Source organism: Bacillus sp. EB600, from assembly GCF_024494385.1.
GTDB lineage: Bacteria > Bacillota > Bacilli > Bacillales > Cytobacillaceae > JAEVLT01.
Genome location: NZ_JAEVLT010000011.1, coordinates 109,054 through 134,794 on the forward strand (window position 1 = coordinate 109,054; position 25,741 = coordinate 134,794).

The following is a 25,741-nucleotide window of genomic DNA, read 5'->3' on the forward strand; positions in this document are numbered from 1 at the left end:
GCTAAACGGGCGCTTACGCTTTTCTTGCCTCTATTTCTAATTCCACTTGTTCACGTTTTTTCGGACTTAACCTTTGCCTGATTTTTATAGCATAATCTTCATAAAGCTGTTCCAAGCCGACCAAGGCAAGGGAAAAGAAGTTAGCATAATTGTTCTTAACCTCCCACTTTAATTCATTTTTTCCGCAGATACTATAGCGATTTAACTCTTCAATCTCCTTTTTTACTTTGACTAATTCCGCCTCGTATTCCTCTTTAGGGAGAGCTAAAAGTTGATCAATTCTCTCAATATAAGCCTTTGATTTTTCGATTTTTCTTTGAATATCTAGAAATGCTTCATTTTCAATTAGCGCGTACTTTAACTTAAATTCATTTAGCAGATTGGCTGCATCATAGGTGGCATCCACAATTTGGTCCCTTGTCATATCCGTTGTTTCATAGCTGAGCATATGCTTCCAGGAAGGCTGTGTGATCGCCGCGCGGTGGTCCTCAAGGGTATGACAAAATTTCTTGTACCCGAATTTTTCCGGATTTTCAAAAGCGGGACTGGCCGGATCAAGAAACGGTGCAAGCGGTGAGATAAAATAAAACAGCCTTGGGTCGTTGCCGCAGTGATTGTGGATCATTTCACAAAAGTTGATGTTTTCTAAGGCACTTTGATACGTTTGTCCAGGAACGCCAACCATGAAAAATAAGTCAATTTTTTTACAGCCATATTTTAAGGCAAAGTTTATTGTATCGATGACTTTTTCGTTTGTGCAATTAAACTTGCCGTTTAGCTTTCTTAATTTTTCGTCATGGGTTTCAAGCGTAACTTCCATGCTATATTTCGGAACAGCCTCATTTATTTTTTCGAAAAATTGTTCATCGGCGTACTGAAACAATTCAAAAACAAGTTCATTCTTTAGCTTCATATTTTTCAGCAGGGTTAGAAATTCATCGACATACTCTGGTCCACCCTGGCGGATATCATGCAGGATAAAAATAGGTGCGCGACTGAACCGCTGAATAAATTGGATGTCTTCAGCAAGCTTGACAGGAGACCTTAGTGCAAGTGACTTTCGATTACAGTTTTGTTCATATGCATCCTTCGAACCGCCGCAAATCAGACAGTTTTGCGTACAGCCCTTTGCGGTCAACAGTGCGGTGTTAGGATATTGAAGCCAACCATTATAAGGGAGCGGATCAAGAAAATTTTTATATTTGAAAACGGACCGAATCGTATAGCGGTAGCCTGGCATATCGAATTCATCCAAATCCTTGGGTACATATGTAAGTGGATTATAGCCGATCTCCTTGCCTTTTTTCCACGTCAGGTTTGGAATGTCACTGTAATAGGTGCTGCCGGATTCCAATTTATTCATAAGCAACAGCACCGGTTTTTCCGTAGAATCCCCGCGCATAACAAAATCAATAAAAGGATATTGGATTAATTCTTTATGATAGTATGTTGAAGATAACCCTCCAAATATAATTGGGGTCTCAGGGTGAAGCCGTTTGACGATTTTGGCTAATTCAATACTCCCGTGGGCATGTGGAAGCCAATGCAAGTCAATGCCAAATAGCTTTGTCCTGATTTTTTTTAATTTTGCTTCGACATCGAAGTTTTGGTCCATCAGCATCCGATTGGCAATGTTGATAATTTTTACCTTAAGACCAAACTGTTCTAAATAATCTGCAATGCTTGTTAAGCCCATCGGGTACATTTCAAACACAGGTGATGATGGGACAACATCACTAATTGGACCGGCGAGTAACGGGTTTTTGCGAAAATCGTAAACACTTGGTGCATGAAGAAGAACTAAATCGTATTTCATTCTAAGCACACCTCTTATTCAATTTGGAATGTTACTATTCTATATAGGACTATTATCACATTCAAAAAGTAATAAATTAGGATAATACTTCCATTTAAGTTTACAATAAGTCTTCCATTATAGAGTGACAAACGGGTGACAAATTCATGGTGATTTCGTGTATCACGAAAAGTGTACAAACTAGGAGAAAAATGATACAAAAAGTGATAGAAGCTAGATGGAAGGGTGAAGAAATGACAGCCGTTAAAACGAATGCAATGCGTATACTTGATGCGAAGAAAATTCCCTATGAGGTCCTGACCTACGATAACAAGGATGGAAAAATTGATGGTGTGTCAGTGGCGGCCAAGGTTGGAAAAGATCCTCGTGAAGTATATAAGACACTGGTAACGCAAGGGGCGAGTAAAAATATTTTTGTGTTTATCGTCCCGGTTGAGGCCGAATTGGATTTGAAAAAAGCAGCAAAGGCTGCCGGTGAAAAGAAGATCGAAATGATCCATGTAAAAGACATTCAGAAATGGACGGGCTATATCCGTGGCGGCTGCTCGCCGGTAGGGATGAAAAAGGAGTACCAGACCTATATAGATGAAAGCTGTCAGGCGCTGCCAGAGATTGTCGTCAGCGGTGGAAAAATTGGCGTGCAGATTGTGATTAACCCGCAGCTATTAAAGGAAGTGACCGGAGCAATATTTACAGACATTACCAAGGAAGCATAGGCATTCACCTAATTTGCCGGTATGCATACGATAAGTTGTGAAAGAAACAGCTTACAAAATGTATATCGTAAAAGGGAGTGCAAGCAAGTGACAGGGAAAATTAAAAATTACTTTGCTGGCGGAAATACAGCCCGAGGTTTTCATAGCCTGTATGAGTCAAATCTTCAAGGTCTTGAACGATTATTTATATTAAAGGGGGGACCAGGGACAGGGAAATCCTCTTTAATGAAAAAAATAGGGCATCAGTGGGTGGAACGAGGCTTTGATATTGAATTTCTTCATTGTTCATCAGATAACGAATCCATTGATGGTGTGTTAATTCCAGCCTTGAAGGTAGGCGTTGTGGATGGAACCGCACCGCATATTATTGAGCCAACTGCACCTGGTGCAGTGGAGGAATATATTAATCTTGGGTCAGCATGGGATAAGCAAACCTTAAAGCTGCAAAAAACCTTGATTCAAAGTCTAACAACTCAAATCAGCAGAGCGTTCCAAAATGCATACGCTACCTTTAAGGAAGCACTGGAAATCCACGATGATTGGGAAAAAATTTATATTAGCAATATGGATTTTAAGAAAGCTGATCAATTGACCACGAAGCTAATTGAAATGTTTTTTGGGAAAATGAGATTAAACAAACAGGCGGATATCCGCCATCGTTTCCTAGGAGCGGCGACTCCAAAAGGGGCGGTTGATTTTGTTCCAAACTTAACCGAAGAAGTCTCAAAGCGCTACTTTATTAAAGGACGCCCTGGCTCTGGGAAATCAACGCTGCTAAAAAAGCTTGCCGCTGCAGCAGAAGAACGAGGCATTGATGTCGAGGTCTATCACTGCGGCTTTGACCCCCATAGCCTGGATATGGTCATTTTCCGTGAACTGGGCATTGCGATCTTTGACAGTACCGCCCCGCATGAATATTTCCCAAGCAGGGATGGGGACGAGATTATTGATATGTATGAGCTGCTAATTACACCAGGAATCGATGAACTCTATGCGGATACAATTAAGAATATTGCTGCTAAATATAAAACCAAAATGGAACAAGCAATTTCCTACTTAGCTAAAGCAAAGCAGCTGCATGATAAACTTGAAACCATTTATGCTTCTGCTATGGACTTTTCTAAGGTTGAAGAAATCCAATTGCAAATTGAAGAAGAAATTAACACCTTAGCCGGTGTCCATCAATTCGGCTAAGGGTTGGTTAGTTTAGTCTGAAAAAAAGCGGAAGTGCCCGATTGACTTCAAACGGGAGCTTCCGCTTTTCTTAAAAGATATTATTTGACTTTGAGAATTGTCCAGCTCCAGAGCCCAGCGGCAAGAGCTCTTCGCCCATCTCCCTACGATAAGTCAACATCGAATCGCTGGCGCTCTTCGTGTTTCCTTTATCCCGTATTAACGGGCAGTAGATTCTAACTGCCCGTTAATACCAGATCGGCTCAACTAACAATCAGCGAGAAAAACATTCGCTGATTGAAGTTTCACTTTATCCCAGTCGATGTGCTCCTGGCCATACGCCGCTAAACGGGAGCTTGCGCTTTTCTTATTTATGTGGATTGGTTTTGCTTTGCTGGCTTTTATTGCGCTTATTTCCCTTGCTGTTATCACCGCTGACAAACTCAGTGGCAAACTCGGCCTCAGCATGCCCTGCCTGCGGTGAATTTTGATTATTGCTGCCACGGTTATATTTCTTAGTCATTTCATTGCTCCTTTCGATCAGCTAAAATTAGTATGGCAAGGTGGAAATGCTTTATACATATTCGAAACTGGGAGGTATTATGGAAAATAATATTGCTAGCTTAATACAATTATTTGAAGAAAACCGAAATGAAGTCCAAGTTGGACCAATGGAAAAATATATGAAGAATCAGTTTCCTTTTTTAGGAATTAAGAAACCACTAAGGAGTGAGCTTCAAAAGCAATTTTTTAAGAAGACAGGGGTTTTGAATGAACCATTTAACCATGAATTTGTTTTAGCATTGTGGCAGAAGGATGAAAGAGAGTATCAATATGCCGCTTTATCATACATAGAAAAATCATTAAAAAAACTGCAAAAGCAGGACCTGGCCTTAATGGAAACGTTGATTACGACCAAATCATGGTGGGATACCGTTGATACGTTGGCCGCAAAGCCGGTGGGAACAATTGCCCAGCAGTTTCCTGAGGTCATCGAGGAACACTTTGACAAATGGATAACAGCTGAGGACATATGGCTCCGCCGCACGGCGCTCCTTTTTCAATTAAAATACAAACAAAGCACAAATGAACACCTGTTATATGAATACATCCTGAAAAATGCTGAGCGAAAAGAATTCTTCATTCAAAAGGCAATTGGCTGGGTATTGCGGGAATATTCGAAAACAAACCCAGCATCGGTAAAGGAGTTTTTGCAAAATCATCAGGTTTCTCGCTTAAGCTATCGGGAAGGAAGCAAATATTTAACCTAAGCAAAAGAGAAATAGTATTCAAAAGCAATTTGGGAAGTACTAAAGGAGAGGTGGGGTAATCATAGACTTTTGTCTATGATTACAACTGTAAAAAGTACATTCGCGGAATAGTTGCTGTTTTTTACGGAATAATTATAAGTTTTGGAGGATTAATTTAAAATTTGGCGGAATTAATGGCAAGACTAGCGGAATCACGATCAAACTTGACCAAGTGAACATTTAGGGAACTTAAATAAGTAGAAAAAGGAGGAAGACGCTCCAGGTCTTCCTCTTTTCAGTTTCTCTTTCCAATTCCTTTTAAAATAACCTGCACGAGTTGGTCCACATCAAGGGAATCATCCCAGTTTAAAGTTGGAAATAAGGCAAAGCGGACCATAAAGTAGCCAAAGACCTGGGTCAGCACCGTCCGAATCAAGGTTGGATTGGGAAGATCAACTAATTCCCCGCGCTGCTTAAAGGTATCTAAAATAGCTGATATATGCTGGTACGGGGCCTGCTGGAAAAAGGAAATCAGCTGCTCCCGCAATTCATCGCGATGCAGGAGCTCGACGACAAGTATTTTAAAGATCTGTTTATTTTCGCTAACGAACTCCAAGCGGTTCTCAATCAATGTCGCTAAAAAGCTCTCAAAGCTGTGATAGGGCTTCGTCAGGACCTCATTAATAAATTCATCCGCGACGACAGGGACTGCATCAAGCAAAAAGGGCAGAATGACGGAGAGCAGCAGGTTCTCCTTTGAGCCAAAGTGGCGGAAAATGGTTCCCTCTGCTACACCGGCTGCTTTTGCAATTTCATTTGTTGAAGTCGAAGCATAGCCTTTTTCAGCAAACATTTGGATCGCCGTTTCTACAATTTTTTGCTGCTTTTCAGTCATCTTTTTGTTATTCTTTGCTTGAGCTAGAGCTAATTCCATCAAACTTTTAGCAGCCAATTTTGTCTCATCACCTTTTAAAAAAAATTACTTTCCTGCACTGAGGCATACTCGTGAAGGCGTTGCAGTCATGTACAGCTGCCCACGATATGCCTCTTCATTTATATTTTCCGATATTTCTTAAGAGCAAATACATTCAATACAATAAAGACAATCGCAAATCCTAGCAGAACAAGCAGGTCGCCGCGAATGTCACTCCAGCCTAAGCCTTTATACATTACAGCCTGAAGCGCATCGCCGCCATAGTACATCGGCATACATTTAGCAATAATCTGGAGCCAGTTGGCCATTCCTTCAACAGGCAGGATGCCGGCAAAAAAGATCTGTGGAATGATCACAACAGGGATAAATTGCATCATTTGGAATTCTGAATTGGCAAAGGCTGATAAGAGGATTCCGAGTGACAATGCAACAAGAGCCAGCACGAGATTAATTAAGATTACATACCAAATTGAGCCCATAAGTACGATATCTAATACTTTAACTGCAAAAAAGACAACAATCACCGTTTGCACAATCGCAAATAAGCCATACCCGCTCAAATAGCCAAACACAATGTTATGTCTGCGGATTGGGGTCGCGAGTAAACGGTCAAGCGTGCCTGTAGTCCTCTCGCGCAATAAGGCAATTCCGGAAATAAGAAACACAAAGAAAAACACAAAGAATCCGACAAGGATAGGACCTAACAAGTCAAAAAGGCTAGTGTCCTTACTGCCATAAAGATAGTTAGTGCTTATTTTGGGAGCGCTAATGGTTTCTAGCTTCAGCTGCGGTCCGACTTGCAGCTTTGTTTGCAGTGCCTGCATAAACGTTGCTAAGCGGGCCTTTTGTTTTTGAGCGGTTTCGGCTGCAAGTACTTGTTGGATTTTCATTTGCAATCCTTTTGCGGCAGCAGGGTCCGAGTTTTTAAGCGTAAGCTTGTAGGTTTCTCCGCTAACAGTAAGAAAACCATCTAATTTGTCAGTGATGATTGTTTTTTTGATCTTGTCAATCTTTGTATATTGTTTTACGTCTATGTCTTTATCCTTCAGCTGCTTAACAGGGTATGATTACCGTCAGCAATACCTAGCTTTGGGTTGGCTGTATCGCTGGTAAATAAAAAGTTCATTAAGGTCATAATTACCAGCGGGGCCACCATCATCAATGCCAGCGTCCGCTTATCCCGGAACATTTGCTGGCTAATCCGTTTAATAAAGGCAAGAGTTATCATTTGATGCCGCCTCCCGCTTTTAAGAATACTTCTTCTAAGCTATGAATCCCGTATCTGTCTTTGAGCTCAGCAGGGGAACCGCTTGTGATCAGTCTGCCATCCCGGATCATTGCAAGCTGGTCGCATTTTTCGGCTTCATCCATCACATGTGTTGTTACTAAAATTGTTTTACCATCATTCTTTAAACGGTAAAGCTCCTTCCAAATTGATAAGCGCAGTTCAGGGTCAATTCCTACGGTTGGTTCATCTAATACAAGCACCTGTGGATCCTGGATAACGGCAATCGCAAGCGATAGTCGCCGTTTCATCCCGCCTGAATAAGCTTCAACCTTTTTTCCTAATTCGGAAGTAAGATTGACTAACTCAGCAGCATAAGCGATCCTCTTTGTTTGCTCTTTCTTTTTTAATTTAAAAAGTGATGCAAAAAAAGCGAGGTTTTCTTTTCCAGATAAATCGTTATACAAAGCGTCGGCCTGGGCCATGTAACCAATTTTTTGCAACAGCTGCAAATTAGGAACAGCTGTGTCCAACACACGGATATCCCCCTTCGAAGGTCGGTCCATGCCGACAATCAGCTTGACTAAGGTCGTTTTTCCCGAGCCGGATGGTCCAATTAAGCCATAAATTTGCCCAGGGACGACGGTTAAATCAACATCTTGAAGGACTTCCTTTTTACCAAAGCTTTTACTAACTTGGTTCACAATAATGGATGGTGTCATTGACAAGCCTCCTCATAAAAGTGAGTGATTACTCACTTTTATTATAACCGTTTTACGTCAGTGGTCAAGATTAAAATGTTAATAGGAACCATTTTGGGGAGCGTATGAACGATTATGGAGACGTTTGTAATAGTTATGACTGTGTTACGAATGTCTTTTCCGGATTTATGAACCATTTCAGGTAGGTTATGAACAATTTTTTTAGATTTATGAACGATTTTCGATAGGTTATGAACAATTTTCAGTAAGTTATGAGCATTTAGCCATTTTTTGTAAAATACCATCAGAAAAATAAGAATAAAAAAAGACCAGGCAAGCACCTGGTCTTTAGAAAACTTCAATCTTTAATGAACTCATTTGCGAGACAAGCAGGTCTTCATAGTTTTGCTGTGCCTGGTAATTGATTTCCTGGTCATTGACTTTTGGGTTTTCCGCTTTTGTTCGTGCAATTACATCTGCCTCTACTTGGTTAGCGAGGACTGCGTATTTGTATTCCTTTTCAGCCAAGGCACTGAATTTTGTTTCGCCAAACTGTTGGATGAGCTGCTTAGCCTCGGGATATTCGTTGTATTGAGCACGATCCTTGGCAATCGCTGCCTGAATATCAGCAGGGGTAGCATTGTGCCCTTTTTCCTCAGCTAGAAGCGCCATGGCGCGAATCCGGATAATCTGAGTTAACAGCTGATTTTGATCGGCGGCTGCTTTTTCCTGTGTATCAATATTGGTGAGCTCATCTTTTAACACATCACCTTTATACTTTTGTTTTGCTGTTACACGATTGATCTCAAGCTGAAGCTTATTAACGAACTGATAAAAATCAAGGTCGTCTTTTGTAATCCATTTGCCGTTAATTGTAGCTAGACCCTGTGCTTTTTTTACAGTATAATCGATCGTTGTTTCTGATTTCACTTTTGCCTTGGTCATTGTAAAAGTAATTTTATACTTTCCGTCCATCGGCAGCTTACTTTTTCCTGAATAGTGCCCGCTGTCACTTTCCTTAAGCTTGGCAGTTTCTGTTCCATGGTCCATATTGGCCATTTCCATCTCGGCTGTGACCGTTAGACCTTTGATTGCTTTTCCTTTTTCGGTTACCTTGATTTCAAATGGGGCTGCTTTATCTTTTACAAAATAGAGCGGCTTTGTTACATCCACCTTATAATCAGGACCCGAGCTGCAGCCGGCAAGCATTGCGGCCATTAGCAGCAATACAAGCAGAATCGACTTTTTCATGAGCCCATCCCTCCTAAATTCACTGTTTTTAAGAATTCATCAACGGTATACTTTGTCATTTTTCCATTATCTAAATAGGCAACATGGGTGCAAATCTGTTTAATTTCATCAAGATGATGGGAAGAAAGCAAGATTGTTTGATCGTGCAGCGCCTTCAGCACCTCTAAAATTTCCACCCGTCCAATCGGGTCGATTCCGCTTGTTGGTTCATCGAGAATAAGTATGCTCGCATCTTGATACAGGGTGACCGCAAGACCGAGACGCTGCAGCATGCCCTTGGAGTATTTCTTAATTTGGACGTTGCGGTCGTCCCAGAGCCGGACTGACTTCAACACAGATTCAATCCGCGCTGTGTCCGCCTTTTTGGAAAGGGCCTCGGCAAAAAATGTGATATTTTCCTGGCCGGTCAGGAGTGGATACAGCATGAATTTTTCTGGTAAATAGGCAATTGATTTTTTCCATTCCCGGCTCTTGTTCGTGACGGTGCAGCCATTAATAGCGATCTTTCCCTGATGAACGGGAAGCAGACCGAGCAGGCTGTTGATAAACGTTGATTTACCAGCGCCGTTGCGGCCGACAAGGGCACAAATTTCCCGTTCTTTAATATCCAGACTGATATTATCTAAAACGATTTTCTTTCCAAAACTTTGCGTTAAATTTTCTACAGTAATCATTCGTTTGCCTCCTGACGGTGAAAAATAACAGCGGCCCCAAATGAAACACATAGCCAGAATACAAGATCGCCGATCAAAAAGTAAACTGGTTTTGTCCACATAAACGCTTGCAGCAGCCTCGACATATGACCAAAGGAATAGACGCCAATGCCTGTTTCCAGGAACATCCTTACCGCTTCAAGCGGATTTATAAAGTACGCAATTGAAAACCAGGTGACATTGTCATGCGAAACGTTTGGCAGAAAGGAAAGTAACAGAAAGTCATGCAGGAAAAAGAAATAAAACCAAACGAAAATGGTATAGCCGACAATCTGCATGCGCGAGCGGCTGAAACTGCCAATTGCCGCCCCCATCTGCAGGAATATAACCGCCATGAGAATAATCGAGAGTACAAAAATGAAATAGCTGCCACCGTCAAGTTGAAATTTGAATTTACTAAACAGTAAATAGATGAAAAACCAGCCTATTAAGGGCAGAAGAACAACCGTATAAAGACTAAGGCTTTTTTTCCATAAAAAGCTTTGGTAATTTTCCTTTTTGGTTAACAGCATGATCAGCGTTTTTTGTTCTTTTTCCTGAAAGATTGAAAAGGCGCCGATAAATAAACAAAGAATCGGGATGAAATAGATAATCGTATCAAATAAATTAAGTAAGAGAACATAAAAGCCTTTAGCAAATGAAAGGGGTGAGGAACGAAACAGAATACTTAAGCTAATCAGACCAATAATGCTTAACGAGAGCCAAAGCCCTTTTCCTCTTAAATTTTCCTTCCATTCCTTCCAAATGTAATGCATAGTCGATGTCTCCCTTTTATTAGACTCCAGCTTCGGCGCCCAGCGACTAGTGTACTTCGCCCATCTCCCTACGATAAGTCAAGCACGAATGCGCTAACGCTCTTCGTGTTTCCTTCATCTCAGTCGTTGTGCTCCAGTCCTGTCGTGCGCTAAACGTGCGCTTTCGCTTTTATTAATATCAACAGTGCGAAGATGATGATGATTGTAACAATGACGGTTAGCAGATGATGATTTGTCTTTGTTACGAGCGGATGTGAATCCTTGAACATGACTTCATCGCGCTCAAGCAAACTATTCATTTTTTCATAAATTTTCAGTGCAGGGCTTTTTAAAAAGAATGTTGTTAATTCCTGATCCTCAAGCAGCTGATGGAGGGAAGAGTGATAGACAACCGGAAAGTCGCCAATCCCGTTTTGGTCCAAATCAGTGAGCGGAAAGCTGCTGCCCCAATCATTGCCAATCCCGTTCTTGCTCCACGAATTGCCCACACCTTTACCGGCAACCGTTACGGCCGGAATGGTATTGTCGGTAATCTGGTTTTGCGTAAAGATTTGTTCGTTGGAGCTGGCCCACATTTCAACTCCGATTTGGTTCTGAATAATCTTGTTTTTTAGAAATAGGTTTCTTGTTGCCTGATCGAGATAAATGCCGCGTTGGTTCATGTAAAACGTATTGTCTTCTATATGATTATCATTGGCCTGCAGCAGCAGTAACCCAAACGATTGATTTCCATAGTTAAAAATAAATTGATTGTTTTTTAAAGTAATATGATTGGAATTCATAATGGCGGCTCCGCCTATATTCATTGTGAATATATTGTTTTTGAAATAGTTTTGATCGGAATACATATAATGTAAACCGTATCGAGTGTTGCTTATTTGATTTTCCTCAATTCGATTGTTGTTAGCATAAACGAAGAACATTCCATCACGAGTCTTTTCAATTTTATTATGTGATAAATGATTATAATTCGCATAATAAACCTGAATGCCATTTCCTTGTCCGGCAATTTCACCTTTGCCCATTCCAACAATATTGTTATTGGAGATTGTATTGTGATGGGCCTGGCTTAGATAGATCCCGTGAAAGGAATCGCGGACTTTGACGTGATCAACCACATTGTTGTTTGTATAAAGCTTGATTGCTGCGTATTCTTCGGAACTGTCGCGGCTCATGCTGCTATTTGTGACAGTAATATTGCTTAATCTTACATGCGGCGCTTTTACCGAAATCACATTTCCCGTCCCGTCCCCTTTAATCACGGTATTCTCAGAACCAATAATCGTTATACTTTTACGGATAACAAGATTTCCCTCGTATGTTTTATTTTCAAGCTTCACAACAGCCCCCTCTTTCATGGAGTCGACCAGCGATTGCAAGTTTTCGGCTGCCATATTTTTCTCCGGCTTTATGATGAAAAAAAGCGAAAAAACCAAGAGAAAGAGCGTTATTTTTTTCATTTTTTTCGATCCTTCCATAACGGAATGAGTGTCAGGATAAAGGCGACAATAATCATATAGGTTCCTTTACCTAAGTAACTGTAGGTTGTAAAGTTGGCAAAATGGTTTTGACCAACAACAGGCGGTACGAAAGGCTTAATTTTAATTGGTGCTTCAGGGCTAAGATTAGTTCCGAAAGTGTTTAACCAATGAAATAAATCATAGACTCCGAGTAAGCCGCCGATTAAAAAGAGACAAATTAGGATATATAAATAAAGTTTTCGTCGCAGGAGGGCCACGATAAACGTAAGCGCAGCAAGTCCGCCGATGACGTAGCTAAGATAACTTAATTCTGGGAAGCTTTTTTCACTAAAGTTGGACATGCCAATATAATGGTTTAAGTTATTAATAACATCAAGCTGTCCGTCAAGCTTATTGGGATAAACAATAATACTTAATCCCTCCGGATATTGCGGTGCATACAAAAGCAGCATCCACCATGGGAAAAAGATTGAAACGGCAATGATGATTGCCGAGCAAACCAAAAGCACGGAGGAAACAATTGATAGTCTTTTAGCAAACAAGTTCATCACACCTTTAATCGTAAATTTATTAAGGGAGGGTATCAATGAACCATTGATACCCCACTCCAGCTTTAATTCTTTGGTTTTACAAGGAAGTAGCCTGTCATTTCCTGGTGTAATGCTGAACAGAAGTTTGTGCAGTAAAGCGGGAATGTACCGGCTTTATCAGCAACGAAATCGATTGTGTTCGTTTGTCCAGGCTGAACTTCCATATTCAAATCGTATCCGTTGATCGCAAAGCCATGTGTAATATCCTCATCAAAGTCGATGTTGGTTAAGTGGATATAAACATGATCGCCTTGATTTACGTCAATCTCGTCAGGGCGTTTTTGCTTGTGGTCAAAGGTAAATCTTGAGCGCATCGCCGTTCCATAGACATCAACGCGATCACCACTGCGAACGATTTTGGTATCCTCTTGTTTGTAAACTGCATCTTTATTGTTCGGATCCTTCTGATAAACATTGATTGGATGGATTTTATCCGCCTTTATCATTTGTGCATAGTGCGGCTCCGGATTGGACGGTACCGTATCAAGCAGGTGCATCTTATCTTTGCTGATATCAATCAACTGCATCGTTTCAGGGTGTGACGGTCCTACGGGCAAGAAATTATCCTTGGCAAGCTTATTCAGTGAAATCAAGTATTTTCCATCAGGTGAAACCGTATCACCTTCTGCAGATGCAACGTGTCCCGGTGAATACTGAACAGGGATTCTGTCTAATACTTCACCTGTTTTATAATTCCATTTAACAATTTCTGAAGAAATGAACATGGATGTGTAGGCATTTCCTTTGTCATCAAATGTTGAATGCAACGGTCCAAGTGCATTTTCAGGATTTACTTCCTTTTCCATAACTTTTTTATACTGCAGTACAGGAATGCCGTTTCGTTCGCCGGCAAATTGTTTATTTTTGATTGCTTCAAAAGCTTTTTCAAACGAGAATACAGTCATCGCAGGTGCAAGCTTTCCGGAAGCGATGAAGTATTTGCCGTCTGGCGTTACGTCAACGCCGTGCGGCGACTTCGCGGTTGGAACTAAATAGATACCGCCTTTTTCTTTTTCAGGAAAAATCATTTTTTGACCATTTACAGTTTCGTATTTGCCATCCTTCACCATTTGCGCTAGTTCTTTCCAGTTGAAAAGAACAACGTAATCGCGGTCAGCTTGGGAAGCATTAATTTCAAGTGTTGATGTTGCTTCTTCCGTATTGTATGTTGTCATAACAGCCCAGTCGCCGGAGCTTTTCTTACCGGCATCGGACAAATCATAGGACCATGGTGGAAGTGCTACTTGATAAGCGATATTTAGCTTTTCTTTTTCCTGGTCAAGTGTTAATGCCGACATTACGCCGCGGTATTTTTGACTGTATTCATCGAGCGATGCATATTGGCCGCCAAGCGGAATGGAAAAGCGTGTTGGCAGGAATACATATTCTGTGTTTTGGGTAACGAAGGCTGCACAGTGTGGTCCGCTTGTATTTGGCACTTGAATAATGTCTTTTGTTGTAAAAGTTTTTAAATCAACAACAGCTGCGCGGCTGTTTTCAACATCGGTTGCGAATAAAAATTTTCCGTTATAATCTCCGTTTGTTTCGGAAAGGGCCGGATGGTGGAAGTCACCCATTTGAAGGCCGCCAAGCATTTTTTTCGATTCAGCATCAAAGCCGTAACCGGTTGCAGGATCTGGTGAAAAGATCGGAACAGTCCGAATCTCCCGCATGGATGGCACACCATAAACAAACAATTGTCCTGAGTGGCCGCCGGAGGCAAATAAATAATATGGATCCTTTTGCCCCAGTGGAACATATACCTTTTCGGCATTGCTGTTTCCGGAGCCTGCGGAAGTATTGCCAGCAGCTGTTTTTGGCTGGCTGGGACCAATATCACCGAAGGCCACTGTTGCTGCAACAAAGCCGCAAATTAGTCCCGTAATCGCCGGAACTATTTTATTCTTGAACATGTTAACACCGCCTTTTTAATTATTGTTTTGCTTCAGATGCTTTTTTGAGCAGTTCTAGGACTTGTTTACGCTGATCGTCTGTTAAAGGGTTTTTCCCAATAACTCCTGACATTACAGCAGAAGTCGGCTGCTTTAAGAATTCCTCAATAGGCTTTCCGTGCTTACCTTCAACAGTTGTATATGCTTGTGATAAGTCCGGACCAACCTGCCCGCCTTTAATATTTAAAGACCCGACAGAGTGACATTGGATACATCCTCTTTTTGCAATAATATTGTTTTCATCAACTGCAGTAGCTTTATCAGCAGAACCCTGTGTGCTAGTGCTTTGATCTGCAGCTGTGCTAGTGCTTGAGCTCGGTGCTGCGGCAACTGGCTCTTGCGGAGTATTTCCTGTTCCGCCCAAAAGACCATACAGGACGTAACCAATACCAAGACCAATTATTGCACTTATGACGAAACTAAAAATCGCCTTGTTCATCTTCGCCCCCCCTTATATCTGGTTAATAACTAAATCCTAAACGTGAAAACGCATAAAAAGCGTGATGCAAATCACATAGTTTACTAGTGATGTGAACGTTCTGTGAAACGGGAGATAAAATATGGAATTGTAAGGGTTTTAAAAAATGAACATTTTGTGAATCTAATCACTTCATAAAGGGGGTGAGTTTTGTATGATGAAGGTACAACAAGTCAAAGGGAGATATTTCAAAATATGGAGTGGTGGAAAAAATGAGTCAATTTGAACAGGCGGTGGAGCCGCGGCAAAAGAAGTTTCAGATGGAAGATTTTTTGCAGAAAATGATATTTTTGGGAGAGTTAACAACGCGATCCAAGCAAGAGCTTGAAAGTAAAATTCAAACCTTTCCGTTTAAAAAGGGCCAGCGAGTTATTTCCGAGGAGGATGAGGCAAGGGGCGTTTTTTTTGTACAATCGGGGGTAGTGAAATTAACCAAACAGGATGTTGATGGCAATGAGATTATTGTTTGTATTAAGCAAGCAGGAGATGCCTTTGCTGAAGCCTGTCTGTTTACAAGTACAAAACCATTCTATCCTGCAACCGCTACAATGCTTCAAGATGGAATGCTCCTTTTTTTGAGTAAGGTAGAATTGGAGCGGGAATTAGCACGTTCGCCTGAGCTTGCACTGCAAATGATTAGCTATATGAGTGACCAGCTCCGCGAAGTGACTACCACCTTAAGGGATGTTGCCTTATTGGATGTTTATTCAAAAACAGTTAAGGCATTAGAAAGGCTTGGGAAAAAGTTTAATAGCGAACAGAAGCGCTGGGAAATTGAGATTCCACTGACTACCCAGGAATTTGCAACCGTTGTTGGGGCCACAAGAGAAAGTGTTAGCCGCGTTTTTTCAAAATTAAAGAAACAAGGAGTCATCGAGATTAAGCCGCGGAAAATTATGATTATTGACTCGTGTAAGCTTTGTGCATTGTTACAGGAGGAATATTAAATTGGTCTATTTTCAGCGGGAATTAGGTTTATGAACCATTATTGCTGGGTTATGGACCATTTCTTTTGATTTTTAGACCATTTTCGGGAAGTTATGAACCATTTTAAAAAGTTATGAGCATTTTGCCTTTTATTGTAAATTCAGCCCCTCCATCTGCCACCACAAAAAATAAGAGGCTGCCCAATTGGGGCGCCTCCTAAAACTTATAGGTCCAAAAACGTTCGTTATTTACCCAGGCGAGTGCTTCCGGGTCCTGGTTTTCGTACCGGTCAAGCATTGATTGAAACAGCTGCTCGGTTTGCGAGCGGTGGGCGCGAATTGCAGAGAGTTTTTTCTCCACAACGGGGCTAATATTATGAATGATATCAGGCTGGCCAAGCTCATCGATACAATTATTCGAGAAAGCAACGCAATTCAGCTTTGGCCGCTGACCAGCAGGAATCCGCCCAACAGCTTTAACCACTACTGCACCAGTAGCATCATGATCAGGATGGACGGAATAGCCAGGATAGAAGCTAATTACCAGTGACGGATTTAGCTCCTCAATTAGGTCAGTGATAAGGTCAACCAGCTTTTCCTCATCCTCAAACTCAATGGTTTTATCGCGAAATCCCAGCATTCTTAAATCTTGAAGGCCAAGAGCAGACGCAGCATTCTTTAATTCTTCTTTCCTGATCTTTGGCAGCCCCTCCCTCGTGGTAAAAGGGGGATTTCCCATGTTTCGTCCCATTTCCCCTAATGTTAAACACGCATAGGTAACAGGGGTTCCATTCTCAATATGTGTCGCAATCGTTCCAGATACCCCAAATGCTTCATCATCAGGGTGTGGAAAGACGACTAGGACTTGACGTTCATTTTCCATCGGTGATTCTCCTTTCTTAACAATTTGGTAAAAGCATGCTCCACAAGAAAAGGCAGCAAAGGCGAAGGTTCTCTCACTAGTTCATCGAACATTTTTGCTTATCTTATTCGAACGGATTCGTGCTAATTTCAAGGGCAACAGCGAGCTTTCCTAAAGGATCGTGCCCTGCAAGCAGGAGTCGCCCTTCTTGGTCCACTTCAAAATGGGTAATTCCTTCAGCATAAACCCAGCCAAGGTTGATTTTTAAGCCAACACGGTAGGGACCGCTGCCGGTAATTTTTCCATGCTCATAACGAACAAGGGCATTGCGGATATAGGCTCCTGCTGAAAAGAAATTCTCATTATTGTGCGTGGCGTAAGCGCCATTTGTCGTTTCAAGGTGCAGATAGACATCTTTATTAGCAAACCGGTTAATTTCCTCTTGGACGGTTTCTTGTTCAATTTTCTCCAATACGCTTACCCCCTTCCGTCATACAATTTGCTGGTAAATTTATATAAAGAACATTTCTATCATACTAAAGTCACTTGAAAAAAGCGAAGTACTTGCCCAGTTTCCTTTTAAAAGTCACAAGAGTTTAACAAGTAGGCGGAACCTTTTATAGTATAATAAGGGAATAGATACGGAGGAATAGAGGGTGCGAAGAATGGATGCGGGGGTAATTATTTTAGCAGGTGGAAAATCGAGCCGGATGGGGACTAATAAGGCCCTTCTAAAAATAAACGACATGACCAATATCGAGAGAATCCTAACGAACATAAGCCCGGTTTTTCCTAATCCAATCCTTGTAACGAATGACACTAAAGCCTATCACTTCTTAGGCTTAAAAACCGTTAGCGATTATTTCCCCGGAAAAGGCCCGCTGGCCGGTATTCATGCTGGATTAATCGCTTCATCGGCCGAGGTGAATGTTGTTATCGCCTGTGACATGCCCTTTGTTTCAGCAGAGCTTGCGGTAGTCCTTGTGAAAAATAGTCGTGATTACGATGCAGTGGTACCTGTGATCGGCGGCAGGCAGCATCCTTTGTTTGCTGTTTTTAAAAAGAAACTTGCAGTAAGGATTGAAGATCATATTAACAGGAACCGCCTCAGCATGAAGGACTTGCTTAATCAACTAAATGTTCTTTACTTAACGGAAGAGGATTTACAGGTCGGAGCTAGCTCTAGCTTTGAGAAGCTTTTTTATAACATGAATCACCCGTATGAATATGAAGAGGCACTCCAATTGGCAATGGCAGAACGCCAGGATAGGGGGAGATAGGACAAGATGCAATTTTTCAAAGGAAAAACCTCCTATCTTGCCTTAAAATGGTTCCTCTGCCCGCTTATTTGTGACTAATTACAAATTCCTGAGCCAAAAGGCCGGTTGTATGAGGCTGCCGAATTGTGTCGACAATAGGTCAAGAGGATTTTGTGCGAATGACCGAGCGGGCAATACACGCTAATCCGTTCACAAGAGCAGCAGGTGCTGCGATGTCCTATGTTCGCGCAGATGGAATGCTAATTGAATTTTCCCACCTGATCTTATCGGCTAGTAAGTAGGGTGTAACGTTTGACTTTAAGCAACGGGTTGAAAAAATCGGCGGTTACGAGGTCGTTGTCAAAGATGGCCATAAGCTGTTTTCAATAGTATGAAAGGTGGAAACTTATGAACTTTGAAATTTCAAAAGAGCCAATCGATATTCAAGCCGTCATTGATAAGGTCGTCCAGCGCGAGGCTGGGGCTATTACCACGTTTATCGGGACGGTGCGCGAATTGACACACGGCAAAAAGACGTTGTTTTTAATTTATGAAGCATACGAAGCCATGGCTGTGAAAAAGCTTGAACAAATTGGTAAGGAAATAGAGGAACGCTGGCCGGATGCAAAAACAGCGATCACCCACCGCGTCGGCCGCTTGGAAATAACGGATGTCGCCGTTGTGATTGCGGTATCGACGCCGCACCGCGCTGATTCCTATGAAGCCAACCGCTATGCGATTGAACGGATCAAGCAAATTGTCCCAATTTGGAAAAAAGAGCATTGGGAAAACGGTGAAGAATGGATCGGCAACCAAACGGAAACAGTCAGCTATCCAGCTGGAAAACCTGCTGAGGGGGATTTGCATGAATAAAGTATTGTTTTTTGCCCATTTGCGTGATCAAGTTGGGGCTGAAGAAGTGCAGATTGAGGCAGCCGGAAAAACAGTTGCCCAGTTGAAGGCAGAAGTTATCGAAACCTACAAGCTCGCTAAAATGGATACTGTCATGACTGCCATCAACGAAGAATTTGCCCAGGATGAGGAAACCATCAGCGATGGAGACACCATCGCCTTCGTTCCCCCGGTAAGTGGAGGATGAGGTAAATTTTACTAAACATTTTCCGAATGTCAGGGGGGTTGAGATGAACGAGCGTTATTCACGGCAAATTCTTTTTCCAGGAATCGGGAAAGAGGGCCAAGCGAAAATCAGCAGCAAGCATGTGCTTATTATTGGGGCGGGGGCACTCGGATCAGGTAATGCCGAGGTGCTGGTCCGTGCCGGAACGGGAAAGGTCACGATCATTGATCGCGATTATGTAGAAGAAAGCAACCTGCAGCGCCAGCAGCTTTATACCGAGGAGGATGTAGCCAATAAACTCCCGAAGGCAGCTGCAGCCAAAAAGCGCCTTGCGGCGGTCAATTCCGCTGTAGAAATAAATGCAGTCATTGGTGATGCCACCCCGGAAGTGTTAGAGGATTTAGCCGCTGGCGTCGACCTAATCATTGATGCAACAGATAATTTTGAGACTAGAATGGCCATCAACGATGTGTCGCAGAAGTACAAAGTACCGTGGATTTACGGGGCCTGCGTCGGCAGCTTCGGCATGAGCTTTACGATTATCCCAGGAAAAACCCCCTGTTTAAATTGCTTACTGCGAGCCATTCCGCTTCAGGGAATGACCTGTGATACCGGGGGGATAATTGGTCCGGCCGTGCAAATGGTAATTGCCCATCAAACAGCTGAGACCTTAAAAATCCTCGCAGAGGATTGGGATGCGGTTCGAACGACATTTGTGAGCTTTGATGTATGGCGCAACCAATATACAACGATGAAAATGTCAAAGGCAAAGTTCCCTGGCTGTTTATCATGCGGAGAACATCCCACCTATCCTTACTTAGAACATGAAAATATGACAAAAACCACAGTACTGTGCGGCCGTGATACGGTCCAAATCCGTCCTTCCAGTCCCGGTGAGGTTTCGCTCGTGCGGCTCGCCCGGCAGCTGGGCAGCCTCGGACTTCAAGTAAAAGGGAATCCCTATTTGCTTTCCGTGGATATGGATCCGGAGCGCATCGTTATTTTCAAAGATGGCCGTGCCCTTATTCACGGCACAAAGGACATAACTCATGCGAAGTCAATGTACCAGCGGATTTTAGGATAGAAGAAATAATAACAGAGGATGTATTGAGAGGGTAATCCAACTGTATTGGGTTATCCTCTCTTTTTTGGGGTAAAGATTCAATAATTGCTGGATAATAGGAATAATATGATTTTAAATTTAAGAATTTTAGGATGGCATTTAGGAGGGGTTATGATGAAATATCGAATTGAGAAAGATTCCATTGGTGAGATTGAAGTAGCAGAAGATAAATTATGGGGTGCACAAACACAGCGCAGCTTTGAGAATTTTAAAATAGGAACAGAAAAAATCCCAATTGAAGTGGTTCATGCCTTGGCAATGATCAAAAAAGGTGCAGCGCTCACGAATCAGAAACTTGGCAAAATGGACGCTGACAAGGCTGAAGCAATCGTGGCCGCGGCGGATGAAATCCTAGCTGATAAACTGAATGAACATTTTCCACTTGCTGTTTGGCAAACAGGCAGCGGGACCCAATCGAATATGAATGTAAATGAAGTAATTTCTCACCGCGGGAACCAATTATTAGCGGAAAAGGGAAGCAAAAGTAAACTTCACCCCAATGATGATGTCAATCAATCACAAAGCTCAAATGATACCTTTCCCACCGCCATGCATATTGCTGGTGTCCTTTCAGTAGAAGACAAGCTGCTGCCAGCGCTGGATCGCTTAAAGAAGACATTTAACAACAAAATGACAGAATTTCAAACGATCATCAAGATCGGAAGAACGCATCTTCAGGATGCCACCCCTTTAACGCTTGGTCAGGAAATCAGCGGCTGGCACCGGATGCTTGAAAAAAACGAGCAAATGATTAAACAAAGTGTAAATTTTATGAAAGAACTCGCGATCGGAGGAACAGCAGTTGGCACAGGCTTGAATACCCATCCCAAATTTGGTGATATGGTAGCTGCGGAAATCAGTTCACTGACTGGAAAGACATTTATATCTGCACCCAATAAATTTCATGCCCTAACTAGTCATGATGAACTTGTTTTTACACATGGTGCCTTAAAATCATTGGCTGCAGACCTCATGAAAATTGCTAATGATGTCAGGTGGATGGCAAGCGGACCGCGCAGCGGGATCGGTGAAATTACGATCCCGGCGAATGAACCGGGAAGTTCGATCATGCCAGGGAAGGTAAATCCAACTCAAACCGAAGCGATGACCATGGTCACATGCCAAATAGTTGGAAATGATATGACAATTGGCTTTGCGGCGAGTCAAGGTAATTTTGAATTGAATGTCTTTAAGCCAGTGATTATTTATAATTTTCTTCAATCCGTAAAATTGCTTACAGATGCAATGATTTCCTTCAATGATCATTGTGCCGTCGGAATTGAGCCAAACGTTGGCATCATTGACCGCAATCTAAAAAATTCTCTTATGCTTGTTACTGCTCTTAATCCGCATATTGGCTATGAAAAGGCGGCAACAATTGCTAAATTAGCTTACAAAGAAGGAACGACCTTAAAAGAAGCAGCATTAAAAAGTGGATTCCTGACGGAACAAGAATTCGACCAAATGGTCAATCCTGAAAAAATGATCCGTCCTGATGGTGACTAATTTCCTCGGACACTTTTGTTCAAAAAAGCCAATTTCTCTGCTCGTGAGGAATTTGGCTTTTTTTCAGGCGGCCAGATTTCTATTTAGATTCTTCTGCCTTTTTGTTTTTTTATCAAATTCCGACTTGTTTCACGTGGAACAGGAAAATATTGTCGATTCCGATAAGGGATACTCACTATCAGAGTATTAAAGGAAGATCATATGATTCGAAGGATTGGAAAATATCCTGTACAATAAAGAGGAGACTGCGGGGTGCATGAAAATGAATATTTCAGTTCAGAAATTATTAACGAAAATGGAAGATGAGCTGCATTTGGCAAAAGCAACTGTGAAGGAGGAAAACTTGCGAGAAAAAGTTTACTCGATTAAAACATTATGCGAGCTGATCCTCGATGAAAAACAGCTAAGAAATGAGTCAACTGTTACAGCAGCAAAAGGGATTATTCAGCAGCAATCGTTTTCTCAGCCTATGTCTATGACAATCAATCAACCTAAAAAGTTAGCCTTGGATGATGAAGCGAACGGTGACTCGTTACTTGATTTTTAAGGGAGGAAAATAATGAAAGTCTTTATTATTATTGGTGCCATTAATGCTTTTTTGGCTGTTGCACTTGGGGCATTCGGTGCCCACGGGCTGAAGGATAGATTAGATGCCCATTATTTAGATATTTGGAAAACAGGTGTCACCTATCAAATGTTTCATGCACTTGGCATTTTAGCAGTTGCTATGCTTCTCGGCAAGGCGGCTACTAGTGCACTATTCTCCTGGTCAGGATGGTTAATGCTGATCGGAATCATTTTGTTTAGCGGCAGTCTTTACGTTCTTAGTCTAACAAAAATAAGTGTTTTGGGAGCGATCACACCTCTTGGCGGTGTCTCCTTTTTAGCGGCCTGGATCCTTATGATCATCGGTGCCCTAAAACATTTATAAAAGAATAGGGGAAGCCCCCGTTTAGCGACGAATAAAAGGATGACCTTATGGGTCATCCTTTTATTCGTTTTTTATCTCTATTCAGCTTTGGATATCACTTCAATATTGCCCTGCTTTATCTTGGCGGGTACGTTCCTAACGATTGTCCGCCTCCAAACGGGGACTCATATTCGACTTCCTCATCAAACGTTACGTAATCAAGATGAACCATTGGAATTAAATAGCGTTTCCCGGTTTGCGGGTCACTTAAGATAAGATGGTCGCGGCCGGCAGCTTCGATAATTCCTGTAAATTCTTTGGCATTCCATTGCGAATTGTTTTCAAAGGTGGTAAAGACATGAACTAGTTTCCCCTTATTTAATCTTAAAATATTTTCAATATACGACTGTTCAAGTGGTAGCATGCCTGGAACCCCGCCGGCCATGCCGCCGCCAGGCATCCCGCCAGGCATCCCGCCAGGCATCCCGCCAGGCATCCCGCCAGGCATCCCGCCAGGCATCCCGCCAGGCATCCCGCCAGGCATCCCGCCAGGCATTCCACCGGGCATTCCGCCAGGCATTCCACCGCCAGGCATTCCTGCACTTGGCTGAAAGCCTGTTTGGCCCCCAAATGGCATCTGCTGACGAGTTGCACCTGTATAGGCTTGATTTCCCTGTGGATTATAATATTGACTCATCAAAATCCCTCCTCAAATATAGCTCTATTTTGACTCTTTTTATCCCCAGCCTTATTAGACAGGACAATTGTCTCTGGTAAGGAAAACTTTCATTCTCACCTCTCTTTAATGAGAACCACTATTGCCAGGTAAAAAGAAATGAAGTTTTGGAAACAATCACTGTTTAAATAGTATGTGGTCGAGGTAATGAATATGACTTTGAGGAAAAAAGAAAGGCCCTTAGCATTTCGCTAAGAGCTACAGGTTGTTTTTATTGTCTAGCTACGAGGAACAGGGTGTAGTCGACGTTCTTCTTTTGGGCTTCTAGTTAGACATGCAAAAAGCTGGCAATCCGTTCTTCATTTAAGATGTTGCCAACAAAGAAAGAACCGAACTCGCCATAGCGGGCACTTACTTCATCAAAACGCATTTCATACACGAGCTTTTTAAATTGAAGGACATCATCGGCAAACAGCGTGACACCCCACTCGTAATCATCAAAACCAACCGACCCGGTAATAATCTGTTTCACTTTTCCTGCATATTGGCGACCAATCATTCCGTGGCTGTACATCAGCTTTTTACGGTCCTCCATCGGTAGCATATACCAGTTATCATTTCCTTGGCGGCGTTTGTCCATTGGATAAAAACAAACATAGTTTGCTCTAGGCAATTTTGGATAAAGTCGTGCTTGAATTTGTGGATTTTGATAAGGGTCCTCTGTGGCTGGTAAATAATTGCTTAATTCCACGACTGATACATAGGAATGAACCGGAACTGTGAATTCTGCTAATTTAGATTTGTTGAATTCGGTTTCAATTTCATTTAATTCTTCCATAGTCGGCCGTAGAATCATCATCATAAAATCAGCTTTTTGACCAACAATTGTATATAATGCATGGCTGCCTTCGTTACGATTTTGAGTAGTGTTCCACTTTTCAATTAGACTTTGAAACTCATGAATGGCGGATTGGCGTTCATCACTTGAAAGCATTTTCCATGTCGTCCAATCGACCGTACGGAAATCATGCAAGCAATACCACCCGTCAAGCGTTTTTGCAGCTTCACTCATTTATAATCACTCCTAGATAAGAATTGTGCTCATTGTACATACTATACCATAGTTTCTCCATTAGCCATGAGAATAAAACATCAGAGTTTAGTGAAAACTTTTTATGAAGAGATTGTAGAAGATTGTATTTAGTTTTAATTTTATGAAAAAATAAAATCCTTTTTGTAATCGCTTTTTTATTGACTTTCGCTTGAATTATCAAACAGGTAAAGTATGCTTGTAAAGGGAGAAAGAGCGCTGGACGCAATTCTCAAAATTGAACATTTATACATAGTTACATAAAGGAGGATTTATCGTGAGTGACTTATTTGAAGGATTAAAGCAAAAAGTTTCAGGCCGTGATGTGAAAATTGTTTTTCCAGAAGGATTAGACGAACGGATTTTAAAAGCAGCCGGTCGGCTTGCAGCAGAAAGATTATTGACACCAATTCTAATCGGAAACATTGAAGCAGTACAGGCAAAAGCAAGCGAGCTTGGCGTTTCGCTTGAGAATGCTGAGATATATGATCCACAAAACTATGCCGGTATGGAAGAGCTTGTGGCTTCTTTCGTGGACCGCCGAAAAGGAAAGGTAACCGAAGAAAACGCCCGCAAAATTTTACTTGATGAAAACTACTTTGGAACAATGCTCGTATACCTAAACAAAGCTAACGGCCTTGTCAGCGGTGCGGCGCATTCTACAGCTGATACAGTTCGCCCTGCGCTCCAAATCATCAAAACAAAGCAAGGCGTCAGCAAAACTTCTGGTGTTTTTATCATGGTTCGCGAGGATGAAAAATATGTGTTTGCTGATTGTGCAATCAATATTTCTCCAGACAGCAATGACCTTGCTGAAATCGCGATTGAAAGTGCAAAAACAGCCAAAATGTTTGATATTGAACCACGCATTGCAATGCTCAGCTTTTCGACTAAAGGTTCTGCAAAATCACCGGAAACAGACAAAGTCGAAGGAGCAGTTAAAGAAGCACTGCGCCGTGACCCAACGCTCGTCCTTGACGGTGAATTCCAATTTGATGCTGCTTTCGTGCCATCTGTTGCTAAAAGCAAGGCACCAAATTCACCACTTCAAGGGGATGCAAACGTGTTTATTTTCCCAAGCCTTGAAGCAGGTAATATCGGCTACAAAATTGCTCAGCGTTTAGGAAAGTTTGAAGCGGTCGGTCCGATCTTACAAGGTCTGAATCAACCTGTAAACGACTTATCACGCGGCTGTAACGAAGAAGATGTCTACAAGCTGGCGCTTATTACTGCTGGTCAGACATTATAAAAGGCTTAGGAAGCTGGTCTCGTTGGG

The 25,741-nt window shown here is 42.0% G+C and carries 28 protein-coding genes and 1 pseudogene; 13 read left to right on the forward strand and 16 right to left on the reverse strand.

Annotated elements, in window-relative coordinates:
• Positions 1–13 precede the first annotated feature (13 nt).
• Entirely contained in the window at positions 14–1,816 is a 1,803-nt protein-coding gene (locus tag JN080_RS13785) for a TIGR04190 family B12-binding domain/radical SAM domain protein (RefSeq protein ID WP_256236593.1), read from the reverse strand.
• A 233-nt stretch (positions 1,817–2,049) separates the two neighbouring features.
• On the opposite strand from JN080_RS13785, the gene ybaK reads away from it, so the two are divergent.
• Positions 2,050–2,532, forward strand: a complete 483-nt coding sequence (gene ybaK, locus JN080_RS13790) for a Cys-tRNA(Pro) deacylase (RefSeq protein ID WP_256236623.1) — start codon at positions 2,050–2,052, stop codon at positions 2,530–2,532.
• Between the two features lie 87 nt (positions 2,533–2,619).
• Positions 2,620–3,726, forward strand: a complete 1,107-nt coding sequence (locus tag JN080_RS13795) for a PRK06851 family protein (RefSeq protein WP_256236594.1) — start codon at positions 2,620–2,622, stop codon at positions 3,724–3,726.
• Positions 3,727–4,072: 346 nt separating this feature from the next.
• Here the strand turns inward: JN080_RS13795 and JN080_RS13800 are convergent, their stop codons facing one another.
• Positions 4,073–4,228 carry a hypothetical protein gene (locus JN080_RS13800; protein ID WP_256236595.1) on the reverse strand — a complete coding sequence of 52 codons (156 nt, stop codon included), beginning with the start codon at positions 4,226–4,228 and terminating at the stop codon, positions 4,073–4,075.
• A 79-nt stretch (positions 4,229–4,307) separates the two neighbouring features.
• On the opposite strand from JN080_RS13800, the gene JN080_RS13805 reads away from it, so the two are divergent.
• Entirely contained in the window at positions 4,308–4,976 is a 669-nt protein-coding gene (locus JN080_RS13805) for a DNA alkylation repair protein (protein WP_256236596.1), read from the forward strand.
• 274 nt (positions 4,977–5,250) lie between these two features.
• On the opposite strand, the gene JN080_RS13810 is transcribed toward JN080_RS13805, so the two are convergent.
• The 10 genes and pseudogenes from JN080_RS13810 to JN080_RS13855 form a co-directional block, all read right to left on the reverse strand.
• Positions 5,251–5,907 (reverse strand): TetR/AcrR family transcriptional regulator, encoded by a 657-nt coding sequence (locus JN080_RS13810; protein WP_256236597.1) that lies wholly within the window; start codon positions 5,905–5,907, stop codon positions 5,251–5,253.
• Positions 5,908–6,008: 101 nt separating this feature from the next.
• Positions 6,009–7,117 (reverse strand): annotated as a pseudogene (locus JN080_RS13815) (ABC transporter permease).
• Positions 7,114–7,836 (reverse strand): ABC transporter ATP-binding protein, encoded by a 723-nt coding sequence (locus JN080_RS13820; RefSeq protein ID WP_256236598.1) that lies wholly within the window; start codon positions 7,834–7,836, stop codon positions 7,114–7,116. The pseudogene JN080_RS13815 and the gene JN080_RS13820 overlap by 4 nt, the downstream one beginning before the upstream one ends.
• A gap of 327 nt (positions 7,837–8,163) precedes the next feature.
• Positions 8,164–9,066, reverse strand: a complete 903-nt coding sequence (locus JN080_RS13825) for a FixH family protein (protein ID WP_256236599.1) — start codon at positions 9,064–9,066, stop codon at positions 8,164–8,166.
• A complete protein-coding gene (locus tag JN080_RS13830) occupies positions 9,063–9,740 on the reverse strand; it encodes an ABC transporter ATP-binding protein (RefSeq protein ID WP_256236600.1) in 678 nt (225 codons plus the stop codon). The genes JN080_RS13825 and JN080_RS13830 overlap by 4 nt, the downstream gene beginning before the upstream one ends.
• The gene (locus tag JN080_RS13835; RefSeq protein ID WP_256236601.1) at positions 9,737–10,534 is read right to left on the reverse strand and encodes an ABC transporter permease; all 798 of its coding nucleotides are present in this window, start codon (positions 10,532–10,534) and stop codon (positions 9,737–9,739) included. The genes JN080_RS13830 and JN080_RS13835 overlap by 4 nt, the downstream gene beginning before the upstream one ends.
• Positions 10,535–10,683: 149 nt before the next feature.
• Positions 10,684–11,928 carry a nitrous oxide reductase family maturation protein NosD gene (gene nosD, locus JN080_RS13840; protein ID WP_256236602.1) on the reverse strand — a complete coding sequence of 415 codons (1,245 nt, stop codon included), beginning with the start codon at positions 11,926–11,928 and terminating at the stop codon, positions 10,684–10,686.
• A 62-nt stretch (positions 11,929–11,990) separates the two neighbouring features.
• The gene (locus JN080_RS13845) at positions 11,991–12,557 is read right to left on the reverse strand and encodes a hypothetical protein (RefSeq protein ID WP_256236603.1); all 567 of its coding nucleotides are present in this window, start codon (positions 12,555–12,557) and stop codon (positions 11,991–11,993) included.
• 71 nt (positions 12,558–12,628) lie between these two features.
• Entirely contained in the window at positions 12,629–14,518 is a 1,890-nt protein-coding gene (gene nosZ, locus JN080_RS13850) for a Sec-dependent nitrous-oxide reductase (RefSeq protein ID WP_256236604.1), read from the reverse strand.
• Between the two features lie 19 nt (positions 14,519–14,537).
• Positions 14,538–14,996, reverse strand: a complete 459-nt coding sequence (locus JN080_RS13855) for a cytochrome c (protein WP_256236605.1) — start codon at positions 14,994–14,996, stop codon at positions 14,538–14,540.
• Positions 14,997–15,247: 251 nt separating this feature from the next.
• On the opposite strand from JN080_RS13855, the gene JN080_RS13860 reads away from it, so the two are divergent.
• The gene (locus JN080_RS13860) at positions 15,248–15,982 is read left to right on the forward strand and encodes a Crp/Fnr family transcriptional regulator (protein WP_256236606.1); all 735 of its coding nucleotides are present in this window, start codon (positions 15,248–15,250) and stop codon (positions 15,980–15,982) included.
• 196 nt (positions 15,983–16,178) lie between these two features.
• Here the strand turns inward: JN080_RS13860 and bshB2 are convergent, their stop codons facing one another.
• Both bshB2 and JN080_RS13870 read right to left on the reverse strand, forming a co-directional pair.
• A complete protein-coding gene (bshB2, locus tag JN080_RS13865; protein ID WP_256236607.1) occupies positions 16,179–16,844 on the reverse strand; it encodes a bacillithiol biosynthesis deacetylase BshB2 in 666 nt (221 codons plus the stop codon).
• 103 nt (positions 16,845–16,947) lie between these two features.
• Positions 16,948–17,295 carry a YojF family protein gene (locus JN080_RS13870; protein ID WP_256236608.1) on the reverse strand — a complete coding sequence of 116 codons (348 nt, stop codon included), beginning with the start codon at positions 17,293–17,295 and terminating at the stop codon, positions 16,948–16,950.
• Between the two features lie 193 nt (positions 17,296–17,488).
• Between JN080_RS13870 and mobA the strand changes: the two genes are divergently transcribed.
• The 8 genes from mobA (at position 17,489) to JN080_RS13910 (ending at position 22,720) form a co-directional block, all read left to right on the forward strand.
• Positions 17,489–18,103 carry a molybdenum cofactor guanylyltransferase gene (gene mobA, locus JN080_RS13875; protein ID WP_256236624.1) on the forward strand — a complete coding sequence of 205 codons (615 nt, stop codon included), beginning with the start codon at positions 17,489–17,491 and terminating at the stop codon, positions 18,101–18,103.
• 125 nt (positions 18,104–18,228) lie between these two features.
• Positions 18,229–18,384: a hypothetical protein gene (locus JN080_RS13880; protein WP_256236609.1), complete on the forward strand. Its 156-nt coding sequence runs from the start codon at positions 18,229–18,231 to the stop codon at positions 18,382–18,384.
• A gap of 106 nt (positions 18,385–18,490) precedes the next feature.
• Entirely contained in the window at positions 18,491–18,955 is a 465-nt protein-coding gene (locus JN080_RS13885) for a molybdenum cofactor biosynthesis protein MoaE (RefSeq protein ID WP_256236610.1), read from the forward strand.
• Positions 18,948–19,181, forward strand: coding sequence for a molybdopterin converting factor subunit 1 (gene moaD, locus JN080_RS13890; protein WP_256236611.1), 234 nt, complete (start codon positions 18,948–18,950; stop codon positions 19,179–19,181). The genes JN080_RS13885 and moaD overlap by 8 nt, the downstream gene beginning before the upstream one ends.
• Positions 19,182–19,224: 43 nt before the next feature.
• Entirely contained in the window at positions 19,225–20,244 is a 1,020-nt protein-coding gene (locus tag JN080_RS13895) for a MoeB/ThiF family adenylyltransferase (RefSeq protein WP_256236612.1), read from the forward strand.
• Between the two features lie 153 nt (positions 20,245–20,397).
• Positions 20,398–21,789, forward strand: a complete 1,392-nt coding sequence (fumC, locus tag JN080_RS13900; protein ID WP_256236613.1) for a class II fumarate hydratase — start codon at positions 20,398–20,400, stop codon at positions 21,787–21,789.
• Between the two features lie 262 nt (positions 21,790–22,051).
• Positions 22,052–22,336: a YwdI family protein gene (locus JN080_RS13905; protein ID WP_256236614.1), complete on the forward strand. Its 285-nt coding sequence runs from the start codon at positions 22,052–22,054 to the stop codon at positions 22,334–22,336.
• A gap of 12 nt (positions 22,337–22,348) precedes the next feature.
• On the forward strand, positions 22,349–22,720 hold the full coding sequence (locus JN080_RS13910; RefSeq protein ID WP_256236615.1) for a DUF423 domain-containing protein: 372 nt from the start codon (positions 22,349–22,351) through the stop codon (positions 22,718–22,720).
• 115 nt (positions 22,721–22,835) lie between these two features.
• Here the strand turns inward: JN080_RS13910 and gerQ are convergent, their stop codons facing one another.
• Together gerQ and hemQ are read right to left on the reverse strand one after the other, a co-directional pair.
• Positions 22,836–23,396 (reverse strand): spore coat protein GerQ, encoded by a 561-nt coding sequence (gene gerQ, locus JN080_RS13915; RefSeq protein ID WP_256236616.1) that lies wholly within the window; start codon positions 23,394–23,396, stop codon positions 22,836–22,838.
• Positions 23,397–23,703: 307 nt separating this feature from the next.
• Positions 23,704–24,447, reverse strand: a complete 744-nt coding sequence (gene hemQ, locus JN080_RS13920; RefSeq protein ID WP_256236617.1) for a hydrogen peroxide-dependent heme synthase — start codon at positions 24,445–24,447, stop codon at positions 23,704–23,706.
• A gap of 295 nt (positions 24,448–24,742) precedes the next feature.
• Here hemQ and pta point away from each other — a divergent pair, with 295 nt between their 5' ends.
• Positions 24,743–25,714 (forward strand): phosphate acetyltransferase, encoded by a 972-nt coding sequence (pta, locus tag JN080_RS13925; RefSeq protein ID WP_256236618.1) that lies wholly within the window; start codon positions 24,743–24,745, stop codon positions 25,712–25,714.
• Positions 25,715–25,741: the final 27 nt, after the last annotated feature.

Coding starts and splice junctions, on each gene's coding strand:
- JN080_RS13785 (WP_256236593.1), bottom strand. CDS start 1,816: ATGAAATACGATTTAGTTCTTCTTCATGCACCAAGTGTTTACGATTTT.
- ybaK (WP_256236623.1), top strand. CDS start 2,050: ATGACAGCCGTTAAAACGAATGCAATGCGTATACTTGATGCGAAGAAA.
- JN080_RS13800 (WP_256236595.1), bottom strand. CDS start 4,228: ATGACTAAGAAATATAACCGTGGCAGCAATAATCAAAATTCACCGCAG.
- JN080_RS13805 (WP_256236596.1), top strand. CDS start 4,308: ATGGAAAATAATATTGCTAGCTTAATACAATTATTTGAAGAAAACCGA.
- JN080_RS13820 (WP_256236598.1), bottom strand. CDS start 7,836: ATGACACCATCCATTATTGTGAACCAAGTTAGTAAAAGCTTTGGTAAA.
- JN080_RS13825 (WP_256236599.1), bottom strand. CDS start 9,066: ATGAAAAAGTCGATTCTGCTTGTATTGCTGCTAATGGCCGCAATGCTT.
- JN080_RS13830 (WP_256236600.1), bottom strand. CDS start 9,740: ATGATTACTGTAGAAAATTTAACGCAAAGTTTTGGAAAGAAAATCGTT.
- JN080_RS13835 (WP_256236601.1), bottom strand. CDS start 10,534: ATGCATTACATTTGGAAGGAATGGAAGGAAAATTTAAGAGGAAAAGGG.
- nosD (WP_256236602.1), bottom strand. CDS start 11,928: ATGGCAGCCGAAAACTTGCAATCGCTGGTCGACTCCATGAAAGAGGGG.
- nosZ (WP_256236604.1), bottom strand. CDS start 14,518: ATGTTCAAGAATAAAATAGTTCCGGCGATTACGGGACTAATTTGCGGC.
- JN080_RS13855 (WP_256236605.1), bottom strand. CDS start 14,996: ATGAACAAGGCGATTTTTAGTTTCGTCATAAGTGCAATAATTGGTCTT.
- JN080_RS13860 (WP_256236606.1), top strand. CDS start 15,248: ATGAGTCAATTTGAACAGGCGGTGGAGCCGCGGCAAAAGAAGTTTCAG.
- bshB2 (WP_256236607.1), bottom strand. CDS start 16,844: ATGGAAAATGAACGTCAAGTCCTAGTCGTCTTTCCACACCCTGATGAT.
- mobA (WP_256236624.1), top strand. CDS start 17,489: ATGGATGCGGGGGTAATTATTTTAGCAGGTGGAAAATCGAGCCGGATG.
- JN080_RS13885 (WP_256236610.1), top strand. CDS start 18,491: ATGAACTTTGAAATTTCAAAAGAGCCAATCGATATTCAAGCCGTCATT.
- moaD (WP_256236611.1), top strand. CDS start 18,948: ATGAATAAAGTATTGTTTTTTGCCCATTTGCGTGATCAAGTTGGGGCT.
- JN080_RS13895 (WP_256236612.1), top strand. CDS start 19,225: ATGAACGAGCGTTATTCACGGCAAATTCTTTTTCCAGGAATCGGGAAA.
- fumC (WP_256236613.1), top strand. CDS start 20,398: ATGAAATATCGAATTGAGAAAGATTCCATTGGTGAGATTGAAGTAGCA.
- JN080_RS13905 (WP_256236614.1), top strand. CDS start 22,052: ATGAATATTTCAGTTCAGAAATTATTAACGAAAATGGAAGATGAGCTG.
- JN080_RS13910 (WP_256236615.1), top strand. CDS start 22,349: ATGAAAGTCTTTATTATTATTGGTGCCATTAATGCTTTTTTGGCTGTT.
- gerQ (WP_256236616.1), bottom strand. CDS start 23,396: ATGAGTCAATATTATAATCCACAGGGAAATCAAGCCTATACAGGTGCA.
- hemQ (WP_256236617.1), bottom strand. CDS start 24,447: ATGAGTGAAGCTGCAAAAACGCTTGACGGGTGGTATTGCTTGCATGAT.